The 15,397-nt window shown below is 73.3% G+C and carries 13 protein-coding genes; 5 read left to right on the top strand and 8 right to left on the bottom strand.

Annotated elements, in window-relative coordinates; all coding sequences use genetic code 11:
- The first annotated feature begins 61 nt into the window (after positions 1-61).
- Positions 62-700 carry a class I SAM-dependent DNA methyltransferase gene (locus ACZ592_RS29955; RefSeq protein WP_471584772.1) on the top strand — a complete coding sequence of 213 codons (639 nt, stop codon included), beginning with the start codon at positions 62-64 and terminating at the stop codon, positions 698-700.
- Between the two features lie 110 nt (positions 701-810).
- Here the strand turns inward: ACZ592_RS29955 and ACZ592_RS29950 are convergent, their stop codons facing one another.
- From ACZ592_RS29950 to ACZ592_RS29930, 5 genes are all read right to left on the bottom strand, one after another.
- Complete coding sequence (locus ACZ592_RS29950) at positions 811-1,002, bottom strand: hypothetical protein (RefSeq protein ID WP_471584771.1); 192 nt, start codon at positions 1,000-1,002, stop codon at positions 811-813.
- A 170-nt stretch (positions 1,003-1,172) separates the two neighbouring features.
- On the bottom strand, positions 1,173-1,757 hold the full coding sequence (locus ACZ592_RS29945) for a TetR/AcrR family transcriptional regulator (RefSeq protein WP_471584770.1): 585 nt from the start codon (positions 1,755-1,757) through the stop codon (positions 1,173-1,175).
- A gap of 24 nt (positions 1,758-1,781) precedes the next feature.
- Positions 1,782-2,798 (bottom strand): aldo/keto reductase, encoded by a 1,017-nt coding sequence (locus ACZ592_RS29940; protein ID WP_471584769.1) that lies wholly within the window; start codon positions 2,796-2,798, stop codon positions 1,782-1,784.
- A 140-nt stretch (positions 2,799-2,938) separates the two neighbouring features.
- Positions 2,939-4,414 (bottom strand): MFS transporter, encoded by a 1,476-nt coding sequence (locus tag ACZ592_RS29935; protein WP_471584768.1) that lies wholly within the window; start codon positions 4,412-4,414, stop codon positions 2,939-2,941.
- 164 nt (positions 4,415-4,578) lie between these two features.
- Positions 4,579-6,072 (bottom strand): MFS transporter, encoded by a 1,494-nt coding sequence (locus ACZ592_RS29930; RefSeq protein ID WP_471584767.1) that lies wholly within the window; start codon positions 6,070-6,072, stop codon positions 4,579-4,581.
- A 992-nt stretch (positions 6,073-7,064) separates the two neighbouring features.
- On the opposite strand from ACZ592_RS29930, the gene ACZ592_RS29925 reads away from it, so the two are divergent.
- Positions 7,065-7,889, top strand: coding sequence for a helix-turn-helix transcriptional regulator (locus ACZ592_RS29925; RefSeq protein WP_471584831.1), 825 nt, complete (start codon positions 7,065-7,067; stop codon positions 7,887-7,889).
- Between the two features lie 165 nt (positions 7,890-8,054).
- On the top strand, positions 8,055-9,191 hold the full coding sequence (dusB, locus tag ACZ592_RS29920; RefSeq protein WP_471584766.1) for a tRNA dihydrouridine synthase DusB: 1,137 nt from the start codon (positions 8,055-8,057) through the stop codon (positions 9,189-9,191).
- Positions 9,192-9,223: 32 nt separating this feature from the next.
- On the opposite strand, the gene ACZ592_RS29915 is transcribed toward dusB, so the two are convergent.
- Together ACZ592_RS29915 and ACZ592_RS29910 are read right to left on the bottom strand one after the other, a co-directional pair.
- Positions 9,224-10,492: a cytochrome P450 gene (locus ACZ592_RS29915; protein WP_471584765.1), complete on the bottom strand. Its 1,269-nt coding sequence runs from the start codon at positions 10,490-10,492 to the stop codon at positions 9,224-9,226.
- Positions 10,493-10,567: 75 nt separating this feature from the next.
- Positions 10,568-11,899, bottom strand: coding sequence for a glutamine synthetase family protein (locus ACZ592_RS29910; protein ID WP_471584764.1), 1,332 nt, complete (start codon positions 11,897-11,899; stop codon positions 10,568-10,570).
- Between the two features lie 353 nt (positions 11,900-12,252).
- Between ACZ592_RS29910 and ACZ592_RS29905 the strand changes: the two genes are divergently transcribed.
- Positions 12,253-13,044 (top strand): acetoacetate decarboxylase family protein, encoded by a 792-nt coding sequence (locus ACZ592_RS29905; RefSeq protein WP_471584763.1) that lies wholly within the window; start codon positions 12,253-12,255, stop codon positions 13,042-13,044.
- Positions 13,045-13,132: 88 nt separating this feature from the next.
- Here ACZ592_RS29905 and ACZ592_RS29900 read toward each other — a convergent pair whose 3' ends face one another.
- A complete protein-coding gene (locus ACZ592_RS29900) occupies positions 13,133-14,602 on the bottom strand; it encodes an APC family permease (protein ID WP_471584762.1) in 1,470 nt (489 codons plus the stop codon).
- A gap of 181 nt (positions 14,603-14,783) precedes the next feature.
- Here ACZ592_RS29900 and ACZ592_RS29895 point away from each other — a divergent pair, with 181 nt between their 5' ends.
- Positions 14,784-15,362, top strand: a complete 579-nt coding sequence (locus tag ACZ592_RS29895) for a MarR family winged helix-turn-helix transcriptional regulator (protein WP_471584761.1) — start codon at positions 14,784-14,786, stop codon at positions 15,360-15,362.
- Positions 15,363-15,397 lie beyond the last annotated feature (35 nt).

Here is a 15,397-nt window from a genome sequence, read left to right as displayed (position 1 = left end):
GGGCTGGGGCTGGGGCTGGGGGCTTGGGGGGATGTCAGAGGCAGGCCCTAGGGTCCCGCCTGTGACTGAACTCTCCACCCACCTCACCGAGACCGCGGACGCCTACGACTCGATCGCCACCGTGTACGCGGGGCTGGCCCGCGACGACCTCGAAAGCCCCTCCCTGGACCGTTGGATCATCGCCGCGTTCGCCGACCGGGTACGGGCCGGCGGCGCGGGGACCGTCGCGGAGCTGGGCTGCGGCCCCGGCCCCGTGACGGCCCTGCTGCGGGACCTGGGCCTGGACGTCTTCGGCGTCGACCTGTCTCCCGCGATGATCGACCTCGCCCGCGAGGCCCACCCGGACCTGCGGTTCGAGGTCGGCTCCATGGACGCCCTCGACCTGCCCGACGGCGACCTGGCCGGCGTCGTCTCCTGGTACTCGGTCATCCACGCACCGCCGCGTGACGTGGCCGCGTACGTCGCCGAGTTCCACCGGGTCCTGGCCCCCGGCGGCCACCTCCTGCTCGCCTTCTTCGAATCGGAGGACGCCCCGCTGACCCCCTTCGACCACAAGGTCACCACGGCCTACCGCTGGCCCACCGACACCCTCGCCCACCTGACCCGAGAAGCGGGCTTCACCGAAGTGGGCCGGATGCTGCGGGAGCCGGGGGAGGGGGAGCGGTTCCGCAGGGGGCATTTGCTGCTGCGGAAGGGGTGACGGGCCGCGGGAAGGGGTGACGGGCCGCGGGTGCGGGCAGGCAGCCTTGTGGCGAGCCGCCCCTCGCGGGCCGCGGGGCAGGCACTCCAGCCATCCGCGAGGCCGTTGCGTTACGCGACCATCACGTGCAGGGCACCCGCCACCATGATGAACGCCCCGATGGCGCCGGCCGGTCCGCCCACCGCGGCCGCGGGCACCGACGCGGCGACCGCGACCGCGATGATCACTGCCCAGCGCAGGGGCAGGCGCTCCGGCTGACGCTCCTCTTCGTTCGATCCGCTACGACTGCGTACGCTCGACAAAGGCGTATCTCGTTTCAAGGAGGGGCAGCGGCCCAAGCTCCACCGGTTCCAGCTGATGCCCGCGGGGTTCGACCAGCCGGCGACGGACACGGTGCGCGAAGTGATCGAGCGCAAGCTGACCCACGGTCGGCCGTCACCCGGGTGAGGCGGCGGGCCCGGCGCGGAAGCGGCTAGGCCCGCAGCCCCCGCACCGTCAGGTCCAGCACCGCGGTGAACGCGGGAGCGATCTCGGGGCGGGACCAGTGGGGGGCGTACGACGGGTCGTGGAAGCGGCTCGTCGCGTCGAAGACCGCGCGGGCCGAGACCGCGGGGTCGGGGGCGCTGAAGTCGCCGCTGGACACGCCCTCTTGGATGATCGCGGTCAGCTGGCCCGTGAGCTCGGCGATGTGGGCGTCGACCACGCCGCCGTTCTCCTCGGTCAACACCGTGTACGTGGCGAAGAGTTCGGGATCGTCGCCGGCCTTGTGCTGCTTGGCTTCGAAGAGGCCCGCCAGCCAGTGGCGCAGCTTCGCCTCGGGCGGCTCGGTGCCGGTGACGATCTCGGAGAGCGCGTCGGAGGTACGGTCCAGCCAGCGCCGCGTCACCGCGCCGCGCAGCTCCGCCTTGGTGCGGAAATGGCGGTACACCGTGCCGTGGCTCACCCCGAGGGCGCGCGCCACGTCGACGACCGTGGCCTTGGCCGCGCCGTGCCTGCGCAGCACCTCCTCGGTCGCTTCGAGGATGCGCTCGGGGGTCAGGGGAGCCGCGGTTGCCATGGCTAGACCGTACCGGGGCGCCGGTCAGCGCTCGCTGTCGAGGTGTGCCATCTGGGCCTCGGGGTAACGGGCGCCGGCCGCGGCGTCCGCGGGCACGGCCGCCTCGATCGCCGCGAGGTCCGCGTCGTCGAGCGTCACGTCGAGCGCGCCGAGCGCCTCGTCGAGCCGGGCCCGGGTACGGGCGCCGACCAGCGGCACGATCGCCGCGCCGTGCCGGGGCCCCTGCGCGAGCACCCAGGCGATGGCGGTCTGCGCGACGCTGACGCCCTTCTGGTCGGCGATCTTGCGCAGGGCGTCGACCAGGTCGAGGTTGCGGTCGAGGTTCTCGCCCTGGAAGCGCGGACTCATCGACCGGAAGTCGGTCGCCGCCAGCTTGCGGTCGCGGGTGAAGTGGCCGGAGATCAGGCCGCGGGAGAGCACCCCGTACGCCGTGACGCCGATGCCGAGCTCGGCGACCGTCGGCAGGATCTCCGCCTCGATGCCGCGCGAGATGAGGGAGTACTCGATCTGCAGGTCGGAGATCGGTGCGGTGGCCGCCGCACGGCGGATCGTCTCCGCGCCGACCTCGGAGAGGCCGATGTGCCGGACGTGGCCCTTCTCGACCAGTTCGGCGATGGCGCCGACCGTCTCCTCGATGGGGACGTCGGGGTCGATGCGGGCGATGCGGTAGACGTCGATGTGGTCGACGCCCAGACGCTGGAGCGAGTACGCGGCGAAGTTCCTGACGGCCGCCGGGCGTCCGTCGTACCCCGACCAGCCGCCGTCCGGGTCGCGAAGGGCGCCGAACTTGACGCTGGTCAGCGCCTGTTCGCGGCGCGCGGCCGGGGCGGTGCGCAGGGCCTCGCCGATCAGCATCTCGTTGTGCCCCATGGCGTAGAAGTCGCCGGTGTCCAGGAGGGTGACGCCCGCTTCGAGGGCGGCGTGGACCGTCGCGATGGACTCCGAGCGGTCCGCCTCCCCGTAGAGCGCGGACATGCCCATGCAGCCGAGGCCGAGGGCGGAGGTGTGGGGGCCGGTGGTCCCGAGGGTGAGAGTACGCATGCGTCCACCATGACATGACAGATGACAGATTTCAATATCTGTCATCTGTCACCCGTCATCTGTCACCCGTCATCTGTCACTCGTCATCGGTCGGCCGTCATCGGTCGGCCGACGTTCGCCGTACCGGCCGCGCCGCCCCCTCACCTCTCGCTCGCCGGCCGCCGCGCCTCCGGCACCGGCTCCTCCGCCAGCCGCTCCTCCGCCAGCCGCTCCGCCGCCCCGCGCGCCGACTCCCGCGCCCTGCGCCCCGTGGTCAGCGCCCCGAGCACCAGCACCGCGAGACCGCAGCCCGCGATGATCCACCAGGCGGGGCGGCTCGCCGCCACGAAGTCGTCCGCGTACGAGGACGAGGCGACGCCCGAGGCGAGGACCGCGCCGATCACCGCGACGCCGAGGGTCGTGCCGATCTGCCGGCTCGTCGAGGCGACCGCCGCGGCCACGCCCGCCTGGGCGCGCGGCATCCCGGAGACCGCCGTGTTGGTGATCGGCGCGTTCACGAAGCCGAAGCCGAGGCCGAAGAGCAGGTAGCCCGCCAGGCGCGGCCCGGCCGTCGCCTCCGCCTCGAACGCCCCGAACAGCACGCCGGACGCCGTCATCGCCACCCCCGCGATCAGCAGCGGGATGCGCGGACCCCGGCTGCCCACCAGGCGGCCCGACAGCGGCCCGCAGAGCATCGCCATGGCCGCGATGGGCAGCATCCACAGCCCGGCGTGCAGCGCGTCGAGACCCAGCACGTCCTGGAGGAAGAGCGTCGAGAGGAAGAGGAATCCGCTGAGGGACGCGAAGCCGCAGACCGCGATCGCCGTCGCGCCGCTGAACGGCACCGAACGGAAGAAGCGCAGGTCGATGAGGGGCTCGGCGCGGCGCGGTTCGTAGCGGAGCAGACCGAGGAGGCCGAGTACGGCGGCGCCCGCGAAGGCGAGGATCAGCGGCGACGTCCAGCCGGCCCGCGGCGCCTCGATGATCGCGTACGTCAGCGCGCCGAGCAGCACGATCACGAGCAGCTGCCCCACCGGGTCCGGGCGGCGCGGCTTCGGTGCGCGCGACTCGGGGACGTACCGCAGGGTGAGGAGGAGCGCCGCGAGGCCCACCGGCACGTTGACCAGGAAGATCGAGCGCCAGCCGACCGTGTCCACGAGCACCCCGCCGACCAGCGGGCCCGCCGCCAGGGAGATGCCCGAGACGCCGCCCCAGACGCCGATGGCGCGGGCCCGCTCGCGCGGGCCGGTGAAGGTGTTGGTGATGATCGACATCGCGACCGGGTTGAGCATCGAACCGCCGACGGCCTGCACCGTGCGGAAGGCCACGAGGCATTCGAGGCTGGGCGCGAGCGAGCAGAGCGCCGAGCCGAGGGTGAAGATCACCAGGCCCGCCAGGAAGATCTTGCGGCGGCCGATCCGGTCGGCGGTGGAGCCCGCCAGCATCAGGAGCGAGGCGAGGACGAGCGTGTACGCGTCGACCGCCCACTGCATGCCCGAGACGCTCGCGTCGAACTCCCTCCGCAGGGTGGGCAGCGCCACGTTCAGGACGGTGGTGTCGAGGGTCACGATCAGCAGGCTCATGCAGCAGATCGCGAGGACGAGCATGCGCCGTCGGTGGGTGAGTTCATCGGCCATCGTCCGACGGTAGTTCGCCGGACGGGCCCGGGCCCGGAGGGGGATCTTCCGGGGCCGGGAGACGTGCCGGTCACGGACCGGCCACGTACTCGTCGTACTCGTCGTACTCGTCATGCTCGTCGTGCTCGTCGCCCTGCCCGGCACCAGGTGTCCGTCGCCGGGACTCAGCTCATCGCGCGCGGCAGCCGCAGACTCAGCAGCGCGAGACCCAGGAGCCCGGCCGCCTGCACCCCGAGCGCGCTCACGAACGCGTCCCGCACGCCGATGCCCGGCACCAGCGCCAGGAAGAGCGAGCCGATCGTCGCCACGCCCAGCGCCAGGCACGACTGCTGCACCGTGGCGGCGAGCCCGCTGCCCGCCCCGGCCCGCGCCGCGGGCACGGCCGCGAGGGCGACGCGGTAGTAGAGGGCGAGCTGGACGCCCTGGCCGAGGCCGCACAGGAGAAGGCCGGGGGCCAGGACGAAGGGGTTCAGGGCGGACCACGGCGTCCACAGCACCGTCAGGCCGAGGACGGCGAGGCCCGCCGCGTGCACCAGGGCGGCACGCGTCATCGCGCGGGTGCCCCAGCGGCGCACCAGGCGCGGCACGAGCATCGACGCCGGGATCTGCGTCAGGCCCATCGGGATCACGGTCAGGCCCGCCTTCAACGCCCCGTAGCGCAGCCCCTGTTGGAGGACGATCGCGAACCCGAACATGAAGCCGCTGAACCCGAGGAAGATCGGCAGGCCGAGCGCCAGGCTCTTGCGTACGGCGGGCTCGCGCAGCAGCGACGGCGGCAGCAGGGGACTGCCGCCGGTGCGTTCGGCGCGCAGCTCCACCGCGCCGAACGCCCAGGCCAGCAGCGGCGCCGCGACCAGCAGGAGCACGGACCACAGTGGCCAGTCCGTCGCACGGCCCTCCGTCAGGGGCAGCAGCAGCGCGGTCAGCGCCCCCGCGAACAGGACGGTGCCGAGCACGTCACCCCGCACCGGCCGCTCCGCCCGGCTGTCCGGCACCGCGCGCACGCCGACGAGCAGGGCCGCCGCCGCGATCGGCACGTTGACGAGGAAGACCGCGCGCCAGCCGGTGCCGCCCGGGTCGGCGGCGACCAGGGCGCCGCCGAGCGCCTGCCCGAGCAGGCCCGCGACGCCGCTCACGGCGCCGTACAGGGCGACGGACCGCGCCCGGCGCTCGCCGCGCGTCGTGGCGTGCAGGGTGCCGAGGACCTGCGGCAGCATCAGCGCGGACGCGGCGCCCTGCGCCACGCGCGCGCCGACCAGCCACCACGCGCCGGGCGCCAGCCCGCAGGCCAGCGAGGTCAGGCCGAAGGCGGCCACGCCCCACAGGAAGAGCTTCCTGCGGCCGTAGGTGTCGCCGAGCCGGCCGCCGAGGACGAGCAGCACGGCGTACGCCACGGCGTAGCCCGCGACGACCATCTCCAGCGTGGCGGGGGCGGCGTGCAGGTCACGCCCGATGCTGGGCAGGGCGACGTTGACGATGAAGAAGTCGATGCTGGAGAGGGAGGCGCCGAGCAGGAGGGTGAGCAGGCCGGGGGAGGTCAGGGCGGCGGACGCGGACGGCCCGGCCGCCGGGTGTGCGAGGGACTTGTCGGGGGCGTCAGGGCCAGTGCGGGAGCCCTCGGGGAGGGTGCCGGCGCCGGCGTCGTTTGCAGAGGTCACAGCCACGACGATGTTCCGGCCCTCAAGGGGGTACCAGAGTGTCTTTATCCTGGTACCAGGCGAACCTGGAAACAGGCTGCGGGATGGCGCAGCCTGGAGGCGTGACCTCGACCGCCACCACCCCAGGCCCCTCGTCCGCGAGCCCTCCGCCCACGGCCCCGCTCCCCGCAGACACGTCGCCCGCGGTCACGTCCGCGGAGGACTCCGGCCCGCCTGCCGAGGGCTCCCGCGCGCCTGCGGAGGGTTCTGGCACGCCTGCCGAGGGCCCCCGGCCGGCCGCCGCGAGCTCCGGCGTCCCTGCCGAGGGCTCCCGCCCGTCTGCCCGGGGATCCGGCACGCCCGTCGAGGGCCCCCGCCCGCCTGCCGGGGGCTCTGGCCCTCTTGCCGAGGGCTCTGGTGCGTCCGTCGAGGGCTCCCGCCCGCCCGCCGCGAGCTCCGGTGCCCCTGCCGAGGGCTCCCGCCCGCCTGCCGAGGGTTCTGGCCCGCCCGTCGAGGGCTCTCGGCTGCCTGCCGGGGGCTTCGGTGTCCCTGCGGAGGGCTCTGGCCCGCCCGCCGAGGGCCCCCGCCCGCCCGTCGCGAGCTCCGGTGCCCCTGCCGAGAGCTCCCGCCCGCCTGCCGAGGGCTCCCGGCCGCCTGCCGGGGGCTCTGGCCCTCTTGCCGAGGGCTCTGGTGCGTCCGTCGAGGGCTCCCGCCCGCCCGCCGCGAGCTCCGGCGTCCCTGCCGAGGGCTCCCGCCCGTCTGCCGGGGGTTCTGGCGTCCCTGCCGAGGGCTCCCGCGCGCCTGCCGAGGGTTCTGGCCCGCCCGTCGAGGGCTCTCGGCTGCCTGCCGGGGGCTTCGGCGTTCCTGCGGAGGGCTCTGGCCCGCCCGCCGAAGGCCCCCGCCCGCCCGCCGAGGCCCCCCACCCGCCCGCGGAGGGCTTCGGCACCCCCGCCGAGAGCCCCCGCACCCCCGCCAAGGGCCCCCGAACCCGCCCCGAGGGAGCCGGCGTCGACATCCGGAGGCGGGAACTCGCCGGCTTCCTGCGCAGTCGTCGCGAGCGCGTCTCGCCCGAGCAGGCCGGCCTGCCCCGCGGTGCCCGACGCCGTACGCCGGGGCTGCGCCGCGAGGAGGTCGCGCAGCTCGCCTGCGTGGGGGTCACCTGGTACACGTGGCTGGAGCAGGCGCGGCCCATCAAGGTGTCCGCGCAGGTCGTCGACGCCATCGCGCGGGCGCTGCTGATGGACCCCAGCGAGCGCGCCCACCTCTTCGCGCTGGCCGGAGCCGTCGACCCGCGCCCGGAGGCGGAGTGCACGGCGCTCTCCGCGCCGGTCCGCCGGCTCCTGCACCGCATCGCCCCCTACCCGGCCACCGTGCAGAACGGGCGCTACGACGTCCTCGCGTACAACCGCCCCTGGAGGCACGTCTTCGGCGACTTCGACGTGATGGAGCCGCGCGACCGCAACTGCCTGTGGCTCCTGGCCACCAGCGAGAGCTGGCGCGAGACGTTCCTCGACCGGGACGAGATGCTGCGCGACCTGGTGGCCAAGTTCCGCGGCTCCATGGCCGAGCACGGCGCCGAGCCCGCCTGGAAGGAGCTGCGCGACCGGCTGGTCGGGGCGTCCGCCGAGTTCCGCGCGCTGTGGGAGCGGCACGAGGTGGCGACGATGTCGCCGCACGTCAAGCGCTACCAGCACCCCCGGGTCGGCCTGCTCCGCCTGGAGCACCGCATGCTGTGGATGGCCCCGCTGACGCAGGCGCACCGCCTGATCGCGTACGTCCCCGCCGACGACGAGACGGAGGAACGCCTGGAGCGCCTGGCTGAGCTTTCCGAGGAGTGACGGGGGAGTGAGGGGGGGAGTGAGGGGGAGTGCGGAGGGGAGTGAGGGGCGCCGTCCGGCGGGGGGCGGGGCGCCGGTCGCCGGGGCGGTCCGGGCAGGGCCGGCGAGGCCCGCCGGGAAGTGAGGGAGAATGGAGGGTCCCGTCGTCCGTTCCGGAGATCATCGATGTCTCAGCCGCAGCCCCTGTCGATCGGCCCGCACACCGTGCGGCCGCCCGTCGTGCTCGCCCCCATGGCGGGCATCACGAACGCTCCGTTCCGGACGCTGTGCCGGGAGTTCAGCGGCGGCAAGGGTCTCTTCGTCAGCGAGATGATCACCACGCGTGCCCTGGTCGAGCGCAACGAGAAGACCATGCAGCTGATCCACTTCGACGAGACCGAGAAGCCCCGGTCCATCCAGCTGTACGGCGTCGACCCGGCCACCGTCGGCAAGGCCGTCCGCATGATCGCGGAAGAGGACCTGGCCGACCACATCGACCTGAACTTCGGCTGCCCCGTCCCCAAGGTCACCCGCAAGGGCGGCGGCTCCGCGCTCCCGTACAAGCGGCCCCTGCTGCGGGCGATCCTGCGTGAGGCCGTCAGCGGCGCCGGGGACCTGCCCGTCACGATGAAGATGCGCAAGGGCATCAACGACGAGCACATCACCTTCCTGGACGCGGGCCGCATCGCCGTCGAGGAGGGCGTCACGGCCATCGCCCTGCACGGCCGCACCGCCGCCCAGCACTACGGCGGCACCGCCGACTGGGACGCCATCGCCCGCCTCAAGGAGCACGTCCCCGAGATCCCCGTCCTCGGCAACGGCGACATCTGGTCGGCGGACGACGCGGTCCGCATGATGAACGAGACCGGCTGCGACGGCGTCGTCGTGGGCCGCGGCTGCCTCGGCAGGCCTTGGCTCTTCGGCGACCTGGTCGCCGCCTTCGAGGGCACGGGCGCGCCCAAGGCCCCTGACCTGCGCGAGGTCTCGAAGGTCATGCTCCGCCACGCGACCCTGCTCGGCGAGTGGATCGGCGACGAGGCGCGCGGTGTCATCGACTTCCGCAAGCACGTCGCCTGGTACCTGAAGGGTTTCGCGGTCGGCTCGGAGATGCGCAAGCGCCTGGCGATCACCTCGTCCCTCGCCGAACTGGAGGACGGGCTCGGAGAGCTGGACCTCGACCAGTCGTGGCCGGCCGGCGCGGACGGCCCGCGCGGCCGCACGTCGGGCAACAACCGCGTCGTCCTGCCGGACGGCTGGCTGAAGGACCCCTACGACTGCGCGGGCGTGAGCGAAGAGGCGGAGCTGGACACCTCCGGCGGCTGATCCTGCCCTCGGCGGACGACGCGAGGCAGGCCCTAGGCGAGCGTCACCGTCACGGGCAGCTCCTTGATCCCGTTGACGAAGTTGGACCGCACGCGCCGGATCTCCCCGGCGACCCGGATGTCCGCGAGCCGGGGGAGCAGCTCCTCGAACATGACCCGCATCTCCAGGCGGGCCAGGGAGTTGCCGAGGCAGAAGTGCGGGCTGCCCTTGCCGAAGGTGACGTGGTCGTTGTTCTCGCGGGTGACGTCGAAGCGGTACGGATCGGGGAAGACGTCCTCGTCGCGGTTGCCGGAGGCGAACCAGAGGACGACCTTGTCGCCGGCCCTGACGAGCTTCCCGCCGAGCTCGACGTCCCGGGTCGCCGTCCGCCGGAAGTGGTAGACGGGTGAGGCCCACCGCAGGCACTCCTCGACCGCGCCGGGGATGAGTGAGGGGTCGGCGACCAGCTTGGCGCGCTCCTCGGGGTGCTCGATCAGGGCGAGCGTGGAGTGCGAGATGGCGTGCCGTGTCGTCTCGTTGCCCGCGACGACGAGCAGCAGGAAGTAGTTGTCGAAGTCGGTGGGGGAGAGCGGGACGCCGTCCCTGGGCGAGCTGTTGACCAGCGTACTGACGAGGTCGTCGCCGTCGCCGCCGCGCCGGGCCGCCGCCAGCTTCCTCCCGTAGTCGAAGACTTCGAGCGCGGCGGGTGAGCGGAAGGGAAGATTCCTGTACCGCTCGCTCTCCGTGCTCTCCAGCAGGACGTCCGCGTAGTCGGGGTCGGTGTTGCCGATGATGCGGTTGCCCCAGTCGATGAGCTGCCGCGTGTCCTCCTGCGGCACGTCGAGCATGCGCGCGAGCACGTTGATCGGGAAGTCGGCGGAGACCTCCCGCACGAAGTCGAACGTGCCCTTGGGCAGGGCGGTGTCCAGGGTGCGGGCGGTCAGGCCGCGCAAGAACGTCTCGTACGTCGCCACGGCACGCGGTGTGAACCGTTTCTGCAGGATCAGCCGCATCGCGCGGTGCCGCATGCCGTCGGTCTCCAGGAGGGAGCGGCGCAGCGCGATGTGGTCCTCGTCGACCTCTTCGAGGTTGGTGAACCGCTCCGAGGTGAAGGTGTCCGGGTCGCGGTCCACGCGCACGATGTCCGCGTGCCGGGTGACCGCCCAGAAGCCGGAGTTGGGCGCGGGCTCGGGCTGCCAGTGGACGGGGTCCTCGCGGCGCAGCACGTCGAACATCCGCCAGGGCAGCGACCGGTCGGTGAACCGGTCGTTGTCGGCGAGGTCGACGTCGGCGAGGGGGAGGGGCGAAGCGGCCGTACGCATGGACGCACTCCTTCTCGGACTCTTGTCACTCGTGATCGGGCGGATGAGGAGGCGGACACGGCGCCGGACCGGACGTCAGATGAGGAAGGCGTACTCCGTGAACTCCCAGTCCGTGACGCTCTGCTGACAGCGCTCGACCTCGTTGCGCTTGTACGTGAGGAAGGCGCGGGTGAAGTCCTCGCCGAGGAGTCCGGTGAGCGCCGCGTCGGCCTCCAGGGCGTCGAGCGCGGCGGTGAGCGTGCCGGGCAGGCGGGGTGCGGCGGACTCGTCGTAGCCGTAGCCCTCCAGCGGGGCGGGCGGCTCCGGCTTGTCCCGGAGGCCGAGGAGGAGGGCCGCGACGGTCCCGGCGATCATGAGGTAGGGGTTGGCCGACGCGTCACCCAGGCGCAGTTCGAGGCGGGTGCCCGCGCCCCGCTCGGGCGGTATCCGGATCATCGCGCTGCGGTTGTCCAGGCCCCAGTCGATCAGCCAGGGGGCGAGGGTGTCGGGGCCGAAGCGCTTGTAGGAGTTGACGGTCGGGTTGAGCAGGGCGGTGAGCGCGGGGGCGTGCGCGAGGACGCCGGCGATGGCGTGCCGGGCGGTGGGGGAGAGGCCGTCGGGGGACCCGGGGTCGTCGAAGGCGTTGTGCCCGGCGCCGTCGACCAGCGAGACGTGCAGGTGGAATCCGGAACCCCCGGAACCGTTGAACGGCTTGGCCATGAACGTCGCGAGCCGTCCCTCGCGGCGGGCCGTCTCCTTGACGGCGGCCTTGAAGCGGAAGGCGCGGTCGGCGGCGTCCAGGGCCTCGGAGTGGTCGAGGTTGATCTCGAACTGCCCGCCGTCGAATTCGTGGTTGCCCGCGATGACCCCGATGCCGAGCTCCGCCAACTGGCGCAGGGTGCGCAGCAGATGGCCGTCCGGGTCGCCGCGGCGGCCCGCGCTGTAGACGTTGCCGGTGGCGCCGCCGTACGGCACCCAGCCGGACGGCGCGGCGGCGTCCGCGTCGCACAGGAAGTACTCCAGCTCGGGCCCGACGACCGGCGTGAGCCCGCCGTCCCCGGCGCACTCCGCGGTCCGCCCGAGCACCCGGCGCAGCAGGTCGCGCGGCGACTCGGGGGCGGGTTCGCCGGTGCGGGGGTCGACGGTGTCGCCCAGGCACCAGGAGACGCCTGGCTCCCAGGGCAGCGGCTGGAGGGTCGCCAGGTCCGGGCGTACGCAGATGTCCGGGAGCCCCGCGTCGAGTCCGCCCGCGACGGGGACGACGTCGCCCCGGGGGGTGGTGTGGTAGACGGCGCGGCAGAAGCTCAGACCGTGCTCGCAGGCGCCCGGCAGCTGTCCGAGGAGGATGTCGCGGCCCCGGTCGGCGCCGAGGAGGTCGGGGTAGACGACGCGGACGACGTCGGTTCCCCGCTCCCGCAGGGCCCGCACGACCTCCCGGACCCCCTGCCCTCGTGGTGCACTCGCTTCACTCACCCGTGTCCCGGCCTTTCTGGCGCTCTGAGGGGTGGATCGGGATGGCGTGGGGGCACTGTGTGCGTGCCTGATTTATCGTTTGACTTCAAACGATATGAAGGGGTGGGGGCGGGCGCAAGAGGGCGGGGGCGGATTGGCGCCCAAATCGCCCGTGGGTGGTGGGAGTTCACGTGTGAGCCGCGGGCGCCCGGCTCCATGTCCCGCTCCTCGCGGCTCCGCGCCCCGCTCCCGTGACAACCCCGCCCTGCCGCAATATCGTACGGGGTCAAACGATGCCGTGCGGGGGCGGAAGCCGAAGGGGCCTGCCGATGACCGGAGTTCAAGGATTCTTTCCGCCCAAGAGCGCCACCGGACGGGCCTCGCTCGTGCCCGCGCCGCCCTGGCACTACTCGGGCGACCTGCTCACCGTCGAGTACCGGACCGACCCGGCCCGCGTCCGCGAACTCCTCCCGGAACCCCTGGAGTTGGCGGGCAGTGACCCGGGTGCGGTCGCGCTGATCTGGGCCGACTGGCAGTCCTGCGCAGCGTCGCGGGCCGAGCTGCTCGACCCCGTACGGTCCCAGTACAAGGAGTGCTTCGCGGTCGTGCGCTGCGCGTACCGGGGGCGGACCTACTCGCGGTGCGTCTACATCTGGGTCGACAAGGACTTCGCCATCGCCCGGGGCAACCACCAGGGTTACCCGAAGAAGCTCGGCTCCATCCAGATGACCCGCCCGCACCCGTACGGCCCCGCGCCCCGCATCGAGGCCGGTGCGGCCTTCGGTGCCACGCTCGCCGCCGCCGACCGCAGGATCGCGCAGGCCGTGGTCACCCTGCGCGAACCCTCCGGGACCAACGGCTTCGTCAACGGCCACCCGATGGCCCATCACCGCCAGCTCCCCGCCATCGACGGCAAGGGTCTGGCCCTCGACGAGCTGATCGCCTCGGGCGCCGCCGCCTTCGAGGGCGGCCAGGCGTGGTCGGGAGAGGCCGAGCTCGACCTGTTCGACGCGCCCACGGAGGAGCTGGCCGCGCTCGCGGTCGAGGAGCCGATCGGCGCGTACTACCGCCAGGTGGGCGTCGTCTGGGACGGCGGGACGCTGCTGGAGCGGGGGCTGTAGGACGCGGTGCCCGCCGGGGGCGGGCAGGGTGCCGCGCCCGCCGGGGGCCAGGTGGGGGCGCCGGAGCGGTCGGCGCCCCCGTGCGTTCCTACCCGCCCGCCGCCGAGCCGATTCCCGCGTACACCGCTGGGCGCGTCCTGCGCAGCCACAGCCCCCACGCGACCCCGGCCGCCGCGGCGATCAGGATGAGGCACGGCAGGATCCACCGCAGCGGGTTGTCCGGCGAAACCCCCAGCTGCACGCTGAAGTTGGTGAGCGCGAGCCAGAAGACGACGGCCAGCGCGGCGCCCGAGACGAGCGGCGCGACCATCCTGTGCCACAGCGGCTCGGACGGCTCGGGGTGGCGCACGAAGTAGGCGACGACGGACACGGACGTGGCGAACAGGAGCAGGATCACGCCGAGCGCCCCGAGGTTGGTCAGCCAGGTGAAGACGTCCGCCACCGGGTCGCGCCCCGTGAGCGCGAACACCCCGATGACGGAGGCGGCGACCCCGGTCTGCAGGAGCGAGCCGCGGTGCGGTGAGTCGTGCCGGGGGTGCAGCACGCCGAGGCCGCGCGGCAGGACGCCCTCGCGGCCCAGCGAACGGGCGTACCGGGCAGCGGCGTTGTGGAAGGAGAGCAGCGCCGCGAGCAGGCTGGTGATCAGGAAGAGCTGCGCGACGTCGGAGAAGACCGTGCCGAGGCTCGAGTCGCCGAGGGTGAACATCATCTGCGGCCCCTGCTCGGCCGCGACCCGCGTCGCCCGCCCGGTGCCCGCGCCGCTCACCATCGCCCAGGCCGTGGCCGCGTAGAAGACACCGATGATCCCGACGGCGATGTACGTGGCGCGCGCGACGGTCCTGCGCGGATCACGGCACTCCTCGCTGTACAGCGCGGCCGACTCGAAGCCCATGTACGCGGCGAACACGCAGCACAGCGCGACACCGAGCGAGCCGTCGGTGGCGGCGCCCCAGGTGAGCGGTGCGGCCGAGACGCCCTGCGGGGCGTGCGCGAACTGGGCGATGTCGAAGACGAGTACGGTGCCGAACTCCAGGACGAGCAGCACGGCGAGGACCCGCACTCCCACGTCCACCCGGTGGTAGCCGAGCCACCCGACGACCGCCGTGCACGCGAGCACCAGCGCCCACCAGGGAATCTCCACGCCGGTCCGGGCGTCGACGAACTCCGCGGTGGTGGCGCCGAAGAGGCCCGCGACGCCGATCTGCATGGCGTTGTACGAGAGCAGCGCGACGAAGGCCGCGCCCACGCCCGGCGTGCGGCCGAGGCCCTGCGCGGTGTACGCGTAGAAGGCCCCGGCGCCGGTGATGTGCCGGCTCATCGCCGCGTACCCGGCGCTGAACAGTACGAGCACGACGGCGGTCAGGAGGTAGAGCAGGGGTATCCCGAGGACGCCCGTGACGCCGAGGGACTGCGGGACGCCGCCCGCGGCGACGGTGAGCGGCGCGGACGCGGCCACGACGACGAAGACGATGCCCGCGACGCCGATGCGGCGTTTTGGGACGGCGGTCGCGGGGCGTGGTGGTGCGGGCGGGGCCGGGTCTTCACGGTCGAGGGCCATGCCGGGACTCCGGGGGCAGGAGGGCGCATCCGCCGGGCACGGGACATCGCCTGAGCCCGATATCGTTTGAGCCCGTACGAATTCGAATGGCGCCGATGGTACGGATGCCGGTGTGCCCGGGCAAGAGGTCCCAAGAGGCCTTGGGAGACTGGGACGACCATCGAGGCGAGGAGGCACGGACGTGACGGGCTACCGCTCCATCCGCGAGACCGAGAAGGCGGTCAGGGCCAAGCTCGGCGGCACGCCCGTCAAGTACGAGCAGATGGCCGCCGTCGCCAACATCTACCGCGCGGCGTCGGCCGTGCGGCAGCACTTCGAGAACTCCGTGCTGCGCGGCGCCGAACTGACGTGGACGTCGTTCGTCGTGCTCTACGTCGTCTGGATCTGGGGCGAGATGGAGACCCGTTACGTCGCAGAGGAGGCCGGCATCTCCAAGGGCACGCTCACGGGGGTCGCGCGCACGCTCGCGGGCCGAGGCCTGCTGGAACGCCGCGGCCACCCCGACGACGGCAGGCTCGCCCTGCTCCGGCTCACGGACGAGGGCGAGCGGCTGATGGGCGAGGTCTTCCCGGCGTTCAACGCCGAGGAGGCCTTCGTCACGGAGGGGCTCACGGACCAGGAGTGCGAGACCCTGGCGGACCTGCTGCGCAAGATCGTCGTACGGACGGAGGACAAGGGGGAGGAGCGGAGGCTGGAGCTGCTGAACGGCCAGGATCCGGCGCCGCGCAGGAGTGGCCGCAGGGCGCGGTCGGAAGGCTGAGCGTCCTTGCCGGGCCGCGGGTGCGTCGTGGCGGG

This window comes from Streptomyces sp. NPDC040622 (genome assembly GCF_055593965.1).
The sequence above is the reverse complement of the archived record's forward strand: the minus strand, read 5'-3'. Positions and strand labels throughout refer to the sequence as shown.

Bases quoted from the DNA above. Each gene is read 5' to 3' on its own strand.
- ACZ592_RS29945 (WP_471584770.1), bottom strand. From the start codon at position 1,757: ATGGCAACCGCGGCTCCCCTGACCCCCGAGCGCATCCTCGAAGCGACC.
- ACZ592_RS29940 (WP_471584769.1), bottom strand. From the start codon at position 2,798: ATGCGTACTCTCACCCTCGGGACCACCGGCCCCCACACCTCCGCCCTC.
- ACZ592_RS29935 (WP_471584768.1), bottom strand. From the start codon at position 4,414: ATGGCCGATGAACTCACCCACCGACGGCGCATGCTCGTCCTCGCGATC.
- dusB (WP_471584766.1), top strand. From the start codon at position 8,055: ATGTCTCAGCCGCAGCCCCTGTCGATCGGCCCGCACACCGTGCGGCCG.
- ACZ592_RS29915 (WP_471584765.1), bottom strand. From the start codon at position 10,492: ATGCGTACGGCCGCTTCGCCCCTCCCCCTCGCCGACGTCGACCTCGCC.
- ACZ592_RS29905 (WP_471584763.1), top strand. From the start codon at position 12,253: ATGACCGGAGTTCAAGGATTCTTTCCGCCCAAGAGCGCCACCGGACGG.
- ACZ592_RS29900 (WP_471584762.1), bottom strand. From the start codon at position 14,602: ATGGCCCTCGACCGTGAAGACCCGGCCCCGCCCGCACCACCACGCCCC.